The organism is Halorussus lipolyticus, assembly GCF_029338375.1.
Taxonomy (GTDB): Archaea; Halobacteriota; Halobacteria; order Halobacteriales; family Haladaptataceae; genus Halorussus; species Halorussus lipolyticus.
The window spans coordinates 882,454-895,305 of record NZ_CP119804.1; the positions used below are offsets into that span (position 1 = coordinate 882,454).

The 12,852-nt window shown below is 65.1% G+C and carries 13 protein-coding genes; 4 read left to right on the forward strand and 9 right to left on the reverse strand.

Features of this window, described 5'->3' with window-relative positions; translation table 11 throughout:
• Window positions 1-250: 250 nt before the first annotated feature.
• The 3 genes from P2T57_RS04480 to P2T57_RS04490 all read right to left on the reverse strand — a co-directional run bounded on the left by P2T57_RS04480 (window position 251) and on the right by P2T57_RS04490 (window position 2,951).
• Window positions 251-1,333, reverse strand: coding sequence for a glutamate--cysteine ligase (locus tag P2T57_RS04480; protein ID WP_276301281.1), 1,083 nt, complete (start codon window positions 1,331-1,333; stop codon window positions 251-253).
• Between the two features lie 74 nt (window positions 1,334-1,407).
• Entirely contained in the window at window positions 1,408-2,076 is a 669-nt protein-coding gene (locus tag P2T57_RS04485; RefSeq protein WP_276301282.1) for a fibrillarin-like rRNA/tRNA 2'-O-methyltransferase, read from the reverse strand.
• Window positions 2,073-2,951, reverse strand: coding sequence for an NOP5/NOP56 family protein (locus P2T57_RS04490; protein ID WP_276301283.1), 879 nt, complete (start codon window positions 2,949-2,951; stop codon window positions 2,073-2,075). Before P2T57_RS04490 ends, P2T57_RS04485 begins: the two co-directional genes overlap by 4 nt.
• 497 nt (window positions 2,952-3,448) lie before the next feature.
• Between P2T57_RS04490 and P2T57_RS04495 the strand changes: the two genes are divergently transcribed.
• Together P2T57_RS04495 and P2T57_RS04500 are read left to right on the forward strand one after the other, a co-directional pair.
• Window positions 3,449-3,802 (forward strand): Hsp20/alpha crystallin family protein, encoded by a 354-nt coding sequence (locus P2T57_RS04495; protein ID WP_276301284.1) that lies wholly within the window; start codon window positions 3,449-3,451, stop codon window positions 3,800-3,802.
• Between the two features lie 295 nt (window positions 3,803-4,097).
• Entirely contained in the window at window positions 4,098-4,496 is a 399-nt protein-coding gene (locus P2T57_RS04500) for a methylated-DNA--[protein]-cysteine S-methyltransferase (RefSeq protein ID WP_276301285.1), read from the forward strand.
• Window positions 4,497-4,785: 289 nt separating this feature from the next.
• Here P2T57_RS04500 and P2T57_RS04505 read toward each other — a convergent pair whose 3' ends face one another.
• The 6 genes from P2T57_RS04505 to paaA all read right to left on the reverse strand — a co-directional run bounded on the left by P2T57_RS04505 (window position 4,786) and on the right by paaA (window position 11,106).
• The gene (locus tag P2T57_RS04505; RefSeq protein ID WP_276301286.1) at window positions 4,786-8,007 is read right to left on the reverse strand and encodes a hypothetical protein; all 3,222 of its coding nucleotides are present in this window, start codon (window positions 8,005-8,007) and stop codon (window positions 4,786-4,788) included.
• A 207-nt stretch (window positions 8,008-8,214) separates the two neighbouring features.
• Window positions 8,215-8,385 (reverse strand): 1,2-phenylacetyl-CoA epoxidase subunit PaaE, encoded by a 171-nt coding sequence (gene paaE / locus P2T57_RS04510; protein ID WP_168215919.1) that lies wholly within the window; start codon window positions 8,383-8,385, stop codon window positions 8,215-8,217.
• A 2-nt stretch (window positions 8,386-8,387) separates the two neighbouring features.
• Entirely contained in the window at window positions 8,388-8,780 is a 393-nt protein-coding gene (locus tag P2T57_RS04515; protein WP_420028526.1) for a metal-sulfur cluster assembly factor, read from the reverse strand.
• Window positions 8,781-8,966: 186 nt separating this feature from the next.
• Window positions 8,967-9,842 carry a 1,2-phenylacetyl-CoA epoxidase subunit PaaC gene (paaC, locus tag P2T57_RS04520; protein ID WP_276301288.1) on the reverse strand — a complete coding sequence of 292 codons (876 nt, stop codon included), beginning with the start codon at window positions 9,840-9,842 and terminating at the stop codon, window positions 8,967-8,969.
• Entirely contained in the window at window positions 9,842-10,162 is a 321-nt protein-coding gene (gene paaB, locus P2T57_RS04525) for a 1,2-phenylacetyl-CoA epoxidase subunit PaaB (protein ID WP_276301290.1), read from the reverse strand. Before paaB ends, paaC begins: the two co-directional genes overlap by 1 nt.
• Window positions 10,163-10,164: 2 nt before the next feature.
• Window positions 10,165-11,106, reverse strand: coding sequence for a 1,2-phenylacetyl-CoA epoxidase subunit PaaA (paaA, locus tag P2T57_RS04530; RefSeq protein WP_276301291.1), 942 nt, complete (start codon window positions 11,104-11,106; stop codon window positions 10,165-10,167).
• 434 nt (window positions 11,107-11,540) lie between these two features.
• Here paaA and P2T57_RS04535 point away from each other — a divergent pair, with 434 nt between their 5' ends.
• Both P2T57_RS04535 and P2T57_RS04540 read left to right on the forward strand, forming a co-directional pair.
• Window positions 11,541-12,182, forward strand: coding sequence for a helix-turn-helix domain-containing protein (locus tag P2T57_RS04535; RefSeq protein ID WP_276301292.1), 642 nt, complete (start codon window positions 11,541-11,543; stop codon window positions 12,180-12,182).
• A 126-nt stretch (window positions 12,183-12,308) separates the two neighbouring features.
• A complete protein-coding gene (locus tag P2T57_RS04540; protein ID WP_276301293.1) occupies window positions 12,309-12,842 on the forward strand; it encodes a hypothetical protein in 534 nt (177 codons plus the stop codon).
• Window positions 12,843-12,852 lie beyond the last annotated feature (10 nt).

A 12,852-nucleotide genomic window follows, 5' to 3' on the forward strand; every position in this document is an offset into this window, starting at 1 on the left:
GTCACGTCGCCGTCGTCTTCGACCTCCAACTCCTCCTCGACGGTTACGTCGTCGTCTACGTCGTCGATTTCGGACTCCTCGACGGTATCGTCCTCGACGCTCACGTCGATTTCGTCGTCGTCTGAATTTTCCCCGGACATGTCCTCTCTACGAGGACAAAAGCTGTCCGCGAGTAAAAACCTTGCTTACGGCCGGAAACGACGCGCTCTCGGGCTTCGTCGATGTCGGCGAACCGCCGGACGCTCGCGGCCTACCGGCGTTCGAGGAGCAGTGACTCGTAGAGGGCACCCACGCCCTCGTCGTCTCGAATCCGGCGCTGGCGGGTCGCGCCGCTCTCGGCCTCGTAGATGTCCCGGATTCCCGAGACGCCCAGTCGCTCACACTCGCGGTCTACGACCTCGCCGAGGCCGATTTCGCCCTCGCGGTCCCGCCGGATGAACCCGGCGTCGTGGCCGTAGCGGAGCGCGCGCCACTTGTTCTCGTCCAACAGTTCCCGGCGGTGTCGATAGCCCTCCTCGCCGTCGTCGTACCTCGCAGACAGGTCCTCGACCAGCGCGTGGGTGTACTCCACGAACGCCATCACGCGGTCGGGATTCGCCTGCCCGTCGGGGGTCCGGACCTCGACGGTGCCGAGGCCGGTGTGGGGTCGCACGTCGTACCAGAGTTCGCCCCGGTCGGCGATGGAGTCGGAGCGAAGCATGGTCGCCTCGAAGTCCGCGAAGTCGTCGTAGGAGTCGAAGCAGGTCGGCATCCCGGTGTTCGGCAGGGCCTCGAAAATCTTGGCGCGGGCCGACTGGAGGCCGGTGTCGAAGCCGTTCCAGTAGGGCGAGTTGGCCGAGAGGGCGAGCATCACGGGGATGTACCACCGAATCTCGTTGGCAATCCAGACCGCCTTGTCGGCGTCGTCAACCCCGACGTGGACGTGGAGGCCCGCGGTGGTGTTGCGGTGCTGTGGGTACTGAATCCGCTCCAGTTGGGCGCGGTAGCGTTCCTTCTCGGCGTGTTCCAGTTCGCGCCACTTCGCGCCGGGGTGGAGGCCCGCCGCCGCGATTTGGAACCCACCGGCCTCGGCGTGGTCCACCAAGGCGTTCCGGACCGCCAGCAGGTTCTCGCGGGCGTCTCCCGGACGCTCGATTTTCGGCGTCTGGGTCTCGATGACGCACTTGAACAGTTCGTGGTCGAGTCGTTCCTCGAGTATCTCGGGCGGGTCGCGCTCGTAGACGAGTTCGTCGGTTCCCGCGGTGGGGACCCCGCGGTCGTCTACTACGTAAAACTCCTCCTCGATGCCCAGCGTGCCCATCTCCTCGAAGCTTGCAGCCGAACCCGAGTCCATTTCCCGGAATTTCGAAATCCGGCGTATAAATAGTTCCGAACCCGGCAGGCCCAGTCGCCGGAGCGTGCCAGAACCTACCTCGGCCGGGCGACGACGCCGAGGTGGTCGTCGTGGTACGGTTCGAGGCGTTCGGTCTCAAGCACCTCGTAGGATTCGCGGAGGTCCGCCAGCGCGTCCTCGAACACGTCTTCGGGGTCTCTGGTCACGTCCTCGCTCCGGGCCTTGATGGCCGCCAGCAGTCGCCCGTCGTCCCGGAGGAACCGGCTGTTTTCGACCGCCACGCGGGCCTGACCGCGGGTCGCAACGTCTTGGACGATGGCGTCCACCTCGGCCTCCACGACGTGCGCGTAGGTGTCGGGTCGGCGAGCGTCCTTCAGCAGGGGGAACAGGTTTTTGCGGTCCTCGGCGACGCCGACCAAATCCCGGACCGGCCGAGGAGCGAACTCCACGGCGTAGGTCGGTCCGGCGAAGTCGGCGACGTGGCTCACGGTGGTTCCGCTGGCCGCGCCGAGATAGAGGACCGTCTCTCTGCCCGCGAGGCCGGTGTCCATCCCGGACTCGACCATCGCGGCGAGTTTCGAGCGCCCGGCGTCCCAGCACCGCCAGCCCTCGTCGGTGGGTTCGCCGTAGACCGGTTCTCCTCGGGTGGCGAGGCGATTACGGTCGCCGAAGCTCCGGCGCTCAACGCCTTCGGGGAGGCCGTCGGGCAGGTCGGCCGACCGGTCGTCTGGCAGGTCGCTCATTCGCCGTCACCTCCTTGCTCGTCGTTCCGTCGTCCGCGAATCTGGTCCATCCGGCGCTGTAGCTCGTCGTCCAACTCGGGTTTGCGCTCGCCGGAGTAGTGGTCGATGCGGGCCGCGATGGTCAGCTTTCCGGCGAGGGTCCGGGCCGCCGACCCCCGGTCGTCGGGGTGGGTTCCCCGGACGAACTCGTGGGTGAAGATGACGCCGTGTTTCGGCGAGGGAGCGCGGCCCCGGAGGTGCGCGAACAGCGCGTCCTCAGCGCCGAGGACCTGCACGGTCCCCGACGACATCTTGGCGAGCGATTCGAGGCCGCCCGCCAGCGAGATGAGTCGCGCGCCGAGGACCGGCCCGGCCAGCGCGGAGAGGTTCGGAGCGACCTCGGGCGTCTCGCGTTCGAGGAACTCCCGGAGGTCGTCGGCCTCGTCGGCGAGGTCAGCCACCCGCTCGGCCAGCGAAATCAGTCGCTCGTCGGTCGGCGACTCGGGGTCGCGGGCGGACAACTCGCGGGCGTAGTCCACCCCGGTCCCGGCGTCAGGGTACCGGCTTCCGGCCCACTCGGCGACGCGCTCGGCGAGTTCGTTGGCCTCGTCCGCAGAGTCGTCCATCGCCCGGACCGCGTGGACGAGTTGCTTGTCGCCGGCCTGCTCTCGCTCGGCGACGGCCTCTCTGGCGGCGGTGAGCGACGCCTCGCGCAGTTTGGCGTAGTAGTCGTCGGCGTCGTCGGCGAACCCGGCCGCAATCGCCCGCTCGGGCCAGTCGTCGGGTGCGTCGGCCCGGCCCTCCCGGATTCGGGCCGCGCCGGCCTCGGCGTCGTCGGGGGCTACCCCCTCGAACCACCCGGCGGTCTCGTCCGGGCGGGTTGTGTCCTCGGTCATGCCCGAGGCTTGCGCGTCTTCGCGTTTAAACCTGCGTTCTTCGGGACGTGGCGGGATGTGGGGGTTCGGTCTGGTACCAATTGAATTTTGATTCCGGCGCGCGCTGGCGCGACCGCTTGCTGGTCGCGCCGAATCGCGCGAGGGACGAGTGAACGACCGGCGGGAGTGAGCGAGGAGGTTGGGGAGGTGTGAGGCCCGCGGTCGCGGTGCCGTGCGGAGCGGTGGCGGTGCGGTTGCGGAGACTCATTTGCTCAAGCCTGAAGCTAGCTTCTGGTCCCTTTCCATCGTCTCGGTTACTTTCGGTTCCCTTTCATCCTCGTGCTGGGTCCCGGTACCTCCTCGTTCTCTTTCTCCTTCAAGACAATATTATGCTACTGAAGAAAACAAAAATATTTCTAAAGAATATCTATACAATTCCCTAGTTGGGCAACAGACGCACGCTTCGACCGAACGCTTACGCCGCTCGCCGTTGCCCAGAGAGTCGGAGGAGACCACGAATGACGCCCAGAAAGCGACGCCCGAGCGACACCCGGCCGAAGCCACAGATTCGGGTCGATGTCGCCGACCGACACGGAGAGTACGTTATCACCGCCGACCTGCCCGGCGTCCGCAAGCAGGACATCGACCTGCGGGCCAGAAAGAACCGCGTCCAAATCGCCGTGGACCCCGACGGGTCCGAGGCCGAGCTGGGGAGTTTCGTCCGGCGAGTGCGCGACCACGGTCCCGTGAGTCGGACGATTCGACTGCCCGAGCGAGTGAACGAGAAGCGAATCGACGCCGAGTACCTGAACGGCCAACTTCGGATTACGCTTCCGAAGTACGAGCAACGTCGGTCGGTCGATGTGAAGTAGGTCGTGACATCTATCTGCCCCTATTCAAATCACGCCACGAACGCAACGGCAAGGGTCTCGAAAGCCCTCGCGCGGTTCGCGGTCGCTCAGCGACATATCTTCGACTCACCTTCGGTTCGTCTCAGATAGGGGTCGCTGAGGCGACTAAACTACACGCGAACCGCGCTCGCCCTTTCAGTCCGCCGAGGCGGTCGGTTGGTCCACCGGCCGAAACCGGTTGGTAGGTGCGCTACTCTCGATACCTAGCCGGTCCTAACCCCAACGTAGAAGCCTCCACTCCACCTCCCTCCGAGCGATGAACGTCGAAATCTTCGACCGCACCGTCGCACTCGACGCCAGTCGCGTCTCGGCCTCGGAGGCCGAAATCCGAGCGCAAGTCGAGGAGTACGCCGCGGGCGAGCGCCGGGAGTTCGACCTCTCGGTGGACCTGCCCGAGGACTTCGCAGGCGAGGTCACGGCCGCGATGCAGAACATCCCCTACGGCGAGACTCGGACCTACGGCGAAATCGCGGCCAGCCTCGACACAGCACCGGTCGCCGTCGGCCGGGCCTGTGGCGCGAATCCGGTCCCGCTGGTCGTGCCCTGCCACCGCGTCGTCGGCGCGGACTCGCTCGGTGGCTACTCGGCGGGCGACGGCGTGGCGTTCAAGAGGCGACTCCTCGAACTCGAAGGCGCTGTGCCGAACCGCGAGTAGCGGTCACTAGCGACCGGGACCGATTCGGACGGGAAAAGCGCGGTCCGGACAAAAATACTCGGATTACGGCCATAACAACTAACTAGGTACTACCAAATGAGTTAATTGCGGTTGCGTCCGGTTGCGCCGCCAAATGGCCCATGACCGAGCCGCCCGCCCGCCTGTCATCCGTGGCCCGCGTTTGTGCCATCCGACGCGGTACCGATGTCATCGAGTTCCACTCCCTCCGCTTTTCGGCCCTCGATACGATACTCCTCGAAAAATAGCAAAAATACGAAGAACGGAGTCGCTACGCCGTGTCCACGGTGAACGTCGTGGTGTCGGTGACGACGGTTCCGTTCTCGTTCACCAGTCGCACGGTAACGGTGTGTTGGCCGTCCGCGAGACTGGATAGCTGTGCGCCGCCGATAGCCGGGGTGCCGTAAACGTCCTGCCACGAACCGCCATCGACGCGGTACTCGACGTCGGTGACGTTGGCCGCGTCGGGGTGGCGCGTGACGAACTGGACGGTCGGCATCGAGGACCCGACGACAGCGCCGTCGGCGGGTGCGAACACCGAGACGTTGGCCTCTGCCGGGAGCGAGGACTGCCCGATGGTCGGCGTGTCGCCGCCGAACTCACCGGCGAACCGGACTTCCGAGGAGGCCGTCCCGTTCGGAACGGCCCGATACCGGACTTCGCTGACCTCGCCTTTCACGTCGAAGGTGAGGACGCCGTTACCGTAGGTCACGTTCTCGATGTGGCCCGGCCCGTCGGCCGAGACGTTCGCCGTGGTTCCGTTCAGTTCGTAGCCCTCGGGCAGGAGTTCGGCGACGTGCAGGTCCGTCTCGCTCGTCGCGTTCAGGACGAACAGTCGGACGTTGACGCCCTGATTCAGCACATCCTGCGCGGTCTGGTCGTCGGTCGGCGTCTGGAGGTCGCGGGCCACCGCGGTTCCGACAGCGCCGGAGACGCGGGTGCCGTTGAACCTATCGACGCCGAAGGTGGTGGTGCGGTCGGTGCCCCGGACCGTGACGAAGCCAGTTCCGAGAACGTCGTGGGTCCACGAGTCGTGGATGGTCGCCGGGTGGGTGCCGTTGGTGAGGTCCACCGTCCGGGTGTCGGTGTTCGATGGCCGGTCGAGTTGCTGGCCGTGCCCGTACTGGAATATCCAACCGCCGTTCCCGCCGCGGACATCGGTGTAGGCGTCGAGTTGTCGGCCCGCGTTGTCGGTCACGTTGACCGTCGTGGCGTACCCTCGGGGGAGCGTCACGTTGCCGAGGTCGGTGTCGCCGAACGCGGTAACGTCCTTGAAGACCCACGCGTTGGCGATACCGTCGCCGGTCCGCCCGACATCGACGTAGATTCCGTAGGTGCCGTCGGGCACGATTGCCGAGAAGTTTCCGCCGGTCTCGGTCGTCGTGGACTCGAAGACGCCGGTAGACCAGTTGACGACGTAGACTGTCGCGTCGGCGATTGCGCCGCCCTCGGGGCCGACCAAGCGACCCTCGACTTCGGCCGAGCGCCGGAGCGTGACCGAAACGTCGCGGTCACCGGTGGCGCTCACCTCGGTGTCGTTGCGCTTGTACTCGGTGTCCTCGGGGGGATGGACGTTCACGTCGATGGAACTGTTGACTTCGATGCCGACGGTCGGATTCGCCGGGTGGGTCATCCGACCCTGCGCGTCGGTCGGCACGCCGTCCTCGTGGAGGTAGGTGTAGAGCGAGGCCCACGTGCCCTCCTCGCGGTCAACGAGTTGGACCGACGAGTTCTCGATTGGCGCGCCCGAGGTGTTCTCGACGGTGACGTTCAGGGTGTGACCGACCGGGAGCGTGAAGTTGCGCGTCTCGTTGCCCGCCGTGGTGTTGTGCCACCCGAGCGCGGCGAAGTCCGCCACGTCGTCCTTCGGGTAGACAACTTCGGTCGGCGAGTCCGCGTCGGTCACGTCGGCCTGCCACGTCTGGACCTCGTAGTCCCGGTCCGCCCGAAGTTGGACCGTGTAGGTTCCGTCTGCGTCGGTGGCGATTCGCTCGCCGTGGCCGTCCTCTTGGCCGGTCCAGAAGTCGAGCGTGACGTTCGAGGCCGGAGTCCCGTCGGGGTTCCGAACCGTCCCCGAGACGGTGGTCGTCTCGTACAGGACGAGGGTCTCGTCTCGCGGAGCGTTCACGTCGTACTCGTCGTAGGCGTGGTCGTAGTCGGTCCCGGCCGGGTCATCGACGTAGGCCCCGACCGAACCGTTGACCTCGATTCCGGGGAGCGGATTCTCGGGGTGCTTCATCCGGGCCTGCGCGTCGGTCGGCACGCCGCCGTCGCGGTAGCCGTGGAAGTACGTCCGCTCGCCGGTGGTCGAGTGGTGGTCGGAGAGTCCGACCTCGGCCCCGGTCACGGGCGCGCCGGAGTCGTTCTCGACGGTGACGTTCAGCGCGTGACCGACCTGAAGCGTGTAGTTGGCGGTCCGGTCGCCGGAAATCGAGACCGCGCCGAGGTTGCCGAAGTCGGCCACTCCGTCCCGCGGGTAGGTGACGTTACCGGCCTGAACGTCGCCCTGCCAGTACGAGAGGTGGTAGTCGCCCGGTTCGTCAACTTGGGCCGTGAAGTGGCCCTCGTCGTCGGTGACTGCCTGCTCGAAGCCCGAGGTCCCGTCGAGACCCTCCCATTGGAGGGTGACGTTCGAGGCGGGGGTGCCGTCGGGGTTCCGGACCGTGCCCGTGACGGTGGGCGTATCGGTCGAGTCGGACGTGGAACTCGTGAGGGTCCGAGTCAGGTCCCGGTCGCTGGCGACAGTGATGCGGGTGTAGTTGCCTTCGTAGGAGGAGTTCTCGGGCGGTCGGACCGAAACCGAGGTCGTCCCATTGACCTCGATTCCGGTGCCGGGGTTGGGCGGGTGTTTCATCCGGCCCTGCGCGTCGGTCGGCACGCCGTCGGCGTAGAGGTAACTGTAGATGGACGCGGCGGTTTCACCCGTCCCGTCGCGGAGTCCGACCGGCGCGTCCTCGACGGGTGCGCCCGACTCGTTCTCGACGGTGACGTTCAAGACGTGTCCAACCGGGAAGGAGTAGTTCCGGGCCACGTCGGTGGTCGAGGTGTTGAGCCATCCGAGCGAGGTAAAGTCGGCCACGCCGTCCTTCGGGTAGACCACGTTGGTCGGCGTGCTAGCGTTCACACCGCTGAGGTCGGCCTGCCAGAGCTTGACCTCGTAGCTCCGGTTCTCCTCCAAGGTCGCGGTGTACGAGCCGTCGAGATGAGTCACGGTCTGCTGGAGGTCGGTCTCGCCGCCGTCCTCTGTTATCCACCGGAGGGTGACGTTCTCGGCGACGGAGCCGTTGGGGTACGTGACCGTTCCGGAAATCGTCACCGAAGCGGTGTTCGCAGTTGCCGTACTCGAAGCGATGCCGTTCGTAATGCGTTCGTTCGTCGGTACTGGTGCCGTTGCAGTTGCGACTGGCGCGAGCGTGCTTCCTGTGAGCGTGAGAACCACGACTGCACAGACAGCGGCGGCTCTGAGCCAGTTCTGCGTGCTATCAGATGTCATGAATCACAGCGACGAGAATATTTTATTACTTACTACTGATAAATCAAACTATTACAAGTGAAAAAGTATTTGCTCCTACCGTCGTCTGCACCGGGGTACTCCTTCCGGGAAAGAATCAAAAATATTTTCCTAAGAAATGATTTTATTCCTTAGGAATGTATTCTGTACCTCTGTACCGCCGCGACCGCGCGAAAAGCGGACGACCGGCTACTCGAACTTCTCGAAGGGCTGTTCGCAGTCGTTGCAGTAGTGCATCGACCGACAGAGCGACGGTCCCTTCGGATGCTCGCGCTCGGTCTCGGTCGAACCGCAGTAGGGGCACTCGGCCCCGCTGTCGTCGCCAGAGGTTTCGACGCTCGGGTCCGGTCGTCGGTTCATGATTAGACGCTCAGTCCGAAGTCGTTCAGGTCTTCTTTACCCTGTTCGGTCACCATCTCGATGGACCACTCGGGACTCCAGACGAGTCGCAGGTCCACCGACTCGATGCCCTCGACGCCCGCCACTTCGCGCTCCACCTCGTCGGTGAGCATGTCGCGGGCGGGACACCCCGAGTAGGTCAGCGTCATCAGGACCTCGGCGTGGTAGCTTCCGGCGGTTTCACCGCCTCTACGAGACTCCTCCGGAGCCTCGCTGTCCACTCGCTCGGTCACTTCGACGTTGTAGATGAGACCGAGGTCCACGATGGAGACTGGCATCTCGGGGTCCTCGACGCCGTAGAGAGCCTCCCACACGTCGGCCTCGATGCCCTCCGCACCCTCGCCGGTCGCCGGCATGTCCTCAACCTCCTCGCCTTCGACGTACTCGGTGTACGCGCAGAGCGCGGGGTCATCGCAGTCGTCGCCCAAGCCCGGAATACCACCAGTTCCGGGAATCTCATCGGCGTCGAGGTCGTCGGGGTCCTTCTCACGCAGGTCCGGAATCTCGGGGTCGTAGGGCAGTTCACTCGACATGAGGGTCAGTTACTCCACCTCGTCGGGGTCTTTCATGATGCGGGTCGCCTCGGACCGACCGAGGTCACGGTACGTGTTGGTGAACTCGTCCCAGAGGACGTCCCAGTCGTCGGTGTGGGTCCGGTCTCTGCCGAGTTCGTCGGGGAGTTCGAGGCCCTCGTGGTGGGTGTCGTACTGCTCGGGCAGTTCGGCCTCGTCCACCGAGAGACCCAACCCTTCGAGGTACGGGACCACGGTGTCCAGCCACTCCTCGCGCATGTCGGCGAGGGATTCGGTCCGGAGGCCCAACTCGTCGATGCGGGCCTCGATGTCCTCGTCCGTCGGCGCGAAGATAGTCAGCGCGTAGGGCAGGAGTCGGTCGAGCGCCTGCTGGACGCGCCGCGTGCCCTCGTCGTCGTCGGTGAGTCGTTCGAGCCAGTTCTGGGCGTGTTCGCGGTGGTAGTCTTCCTCACCCTGAATCTTGCCCACTCGGTCCCGGATTCGTGCGTAGGACGAATCCACGAGGGCTTCGAGGCGAATCTCCTCGGCCACGTCGTAGAGGTACGACCGCAGGATGGGGTCGGCCCAGTCGCCCTCCTCGAAGGGGAGTTCGACGAGGGTACTGTGACGCCACTCATCGGGCGGGCGCTCCCAGATAAGGTCCGGTTCGTCGGGACCGAAGTCCTGCAAGAGGTCGTACCAGAGGCGGGCGTGACCCAGTTCGTCCTGCGCGATGTTGGCCAGCGCGAGGTCGGATTCGAGCGTCGGTGCCCGAACCTGCCACTCGGTGTATCGCTCCGCAATCACGAACTCGTCGTCCGCGAGGCGGAACAGCAGGGTCTCGACCGCTTCCTGCTCGTCGTCGGAGAGTTCGTCGGGTCCGGCCAACTGCTCTGCGCTCGCCATCAGTCGTCACCTCGCTGGCGCTCGGTCTCGGCTTTGACCTGTTCGCTCTCGGACTCGGCGACCTCCTCGGCCGCGGCCTCGAAGCTGTAGGTCTGTGCCCACCGGTAGGACTTGTCGGTCGTGCCGCCGAACTTGGCGTCCTCGGTGTCGACCTCGCCGATTTCCTGCTGGGGCGCGACCCAGAGGCTGTTGGTCGGCTTGCGCCGCCCGTGCTGAATCTCGGCGAACAGCAGGGCCATCTCGCGGTCCGGCGCGTGGACGTTTCCGCAGTGGGTGTGATACTCCCCGGCCTGCTCCTGTCGGAATACTTCCCAAATCATGGTTAATCGGCCGCCTGCGGGGTCTGGCCCGCGCTCTTGGCTTCCCAGCCATCCATGCTGTTGCGAACCCACTCGACTGCCTCTTGGGTGCGACTCCGCTTGCCGATTTGCTCGTGGCTCCCCTCGTAGTCGTTCTTGGCGATGGTGAAGAACTCGTCCCAGTCGAGGTCGTCCTCCACGACTTCGTAGGTGCCGTCGCCGTTCTCGCGGATTCGCGGCGTGTCGGGGATTTCGAGGCCGTACTTCTTGGCCTTCGGGATGTAGGCGTTGAGGAAGGCGTTGCGGAGTTCGTCGTTGGTCATCGTCTTCAGACCCACGTCGGCCGAGAAGTCGTGGTGGGTGGACTTGTCGTCGGTCGGGCCGAAGAACTGGATGATTCGGGGCCACCACTTCTCGAAGGCCTCTTGGGTGCGCTCCTGCTCGCTCTTGGAACCTGTCATGAGTTCGTAGAGGATGGCCTCGCCGTGCTTGACGTGGAAGCCCTCCTCGAAACACACCTTGTCCATCGCGTGGGCGTAGGGTTCCCAACTGGACTGCTTGAGCGTGGCCTGTCGGCGCATCGCCGCACCGTCCACGAAGAACGCAATCATGGGCGTCTCGACCCACGAGTCCATCGGGTAGTGGAAGCAGTTGAGGAACTTACCCTTCCCCTCGGCGAGTTCGTCCAGCATCTGTTCGCGGGTCTTGATGCCGAGCGATTCGGCGGCACGGTACAGCAGTTGCCCGTGGCCGATTTCGTCTTGGGTCTTCGCGGAGAAGGCCAATTTCCGGTCGAGGCTCGGGGCCTCGCGGATGAAGGGTCGTTCGAGGTACGCCCCCATAATTTCGCTGTTGGCGTGGAACTGAATCATCCGCGTGGCGGCCTTCCGGTACTTCTCCGGAAGGTCGTCCTTCGGACTGAATTCACGCGGTCCGGCGCGCTCTTTGACCTGTTCGATGTCCATATACCGATACCTAGTTCCCGACCGACATACAGATTACCCCGTCCATGAACGGGGTTTAAATACCATCCCGAACAAGTTTGACGCATGACCGACGGGCCGAAATCCGCCCGCCGACGCCCGGCCGACCGTCTTCGGGTGAGCAACTTTGACTGTCCACCCGAAACGCTGGCCGACAGTCCGCCGAAAACCGACTCCGACCGTCGAACAGTTACGCGACGGCGCACCGACCGCCAGTTTGGGTGGACTGAAAGGGGCCGCCGGGGCGCGGCCGAAGGCCGTGGTCGTCTCAGCCGGCCGCTATCCGACGCGCGCAGGTCTGCGCGCGTCGGATATGTCGCTGAGCGACCGCGCCCCGGCGGGGGCTTTCTAAGCCTTCTTCACAGCGGTCGTGGCGGTCCACGAGGACCAACGAACTCGAAATTCGGAGGTAAATCGTGATAGACGAGTGCTTAGTAGTCGAGTTCAGCGTCACGGGCGACGACTGTCCGCTCGCCGAGGCCACCCGCGACACCGGGACCACCATCGACGCCCGGCCGCCGCAACTGCGCTCCGACGACAACGCGCTCCTCCGGTTCTCCGCGGGCGAGAAGGCCGACGAACTCGCCGAACTCCTCGACGCCGACGACAGGATTCGCTACCTCCACGTCTCCCGGACCGACAGCAGGACCAACTTCCGGTGCCTGTCGAAACACCCCTGCGCGGTCCACGAGTTGACCGACGCCGGATTCATGGCCGAGACGCTCCAGTACCGGAAGGGCGTCGAACGCTACACCGGAGCGGTCGTGGGTCACGACGTGTTGCAGGGCGTGCTGGCGGCGGCCGCGGAGACCGTCGGCGTGTCGCTGGAACGGGTGTTTCCGCTCGGGAGCGAGGACGACGAGGCGGTCGCCCAACGCTGGGACGTGACGCCCGCCCAAGAGGTCGCGCTCCGGACCGCGCTGGAGATGGGCTACTTCGCGGTCCCCCGCGAGGTCACGGCCGAGGAGGTCGCAGACGAGTTAACCATCAGCAAGTCGGCGTTTCTGGAGCGACTGCATCGGGGGCAGGCGACGCTGTTCGCGCAGGTGTTCGGATAGCTCTTGGAAATATATTTTGTACTTAAATATTTCTTTCTATGGGTAAAGAAATTGTATAGTTGTCTCTAAACGAGTGCTGACCTCGGACCCAAAAGCAGATACCGCTAGCCCGAAATCCTCCGAAACATGCCCTCCCCGACACGACGAACGCTCCTCCGCTCCGCTGTGGGCCTCGCGCTCCTCGGCTCTGCTGGCTGTCTCGGCGGCAACGACCGCGGAAAGGACGACACGGACCGGGACTTTCTGGTTCTCGCCAACCACTCCAGCACCGAGCGCGTGGTCTCGCTCGCGGTGAACCACGACGGCGGTCGGGTCCGGGGCGGACGGTTTCGGGTCCCGACCGGCACCGCGATTCACTTGGACGACGGTTTCGCGTGGGGAACCTACGAGATATGGGGCAAACTCCACCACGACGACCCGGCCTACGAACAGTGGCAGTCGTGGACGTGGAAGCCCCGGAGCTGTGCCGAGACCGGCCACACCAACGACGACGGCTACTGGACCGGCACGATTCGCGTCAGTGACCCCCTGCTGGAGTTCTCCCACGCTGAGTGCCCGACCGAGTTCGGCGGCTTCGGCGGCGGCGGCAACCGACCGAAGGCGGTGGGCGACCGACGAATCGGCGACCTGAACGAAGCCCCGCCGACCGACGCCGAATAGAAGCAGGCAA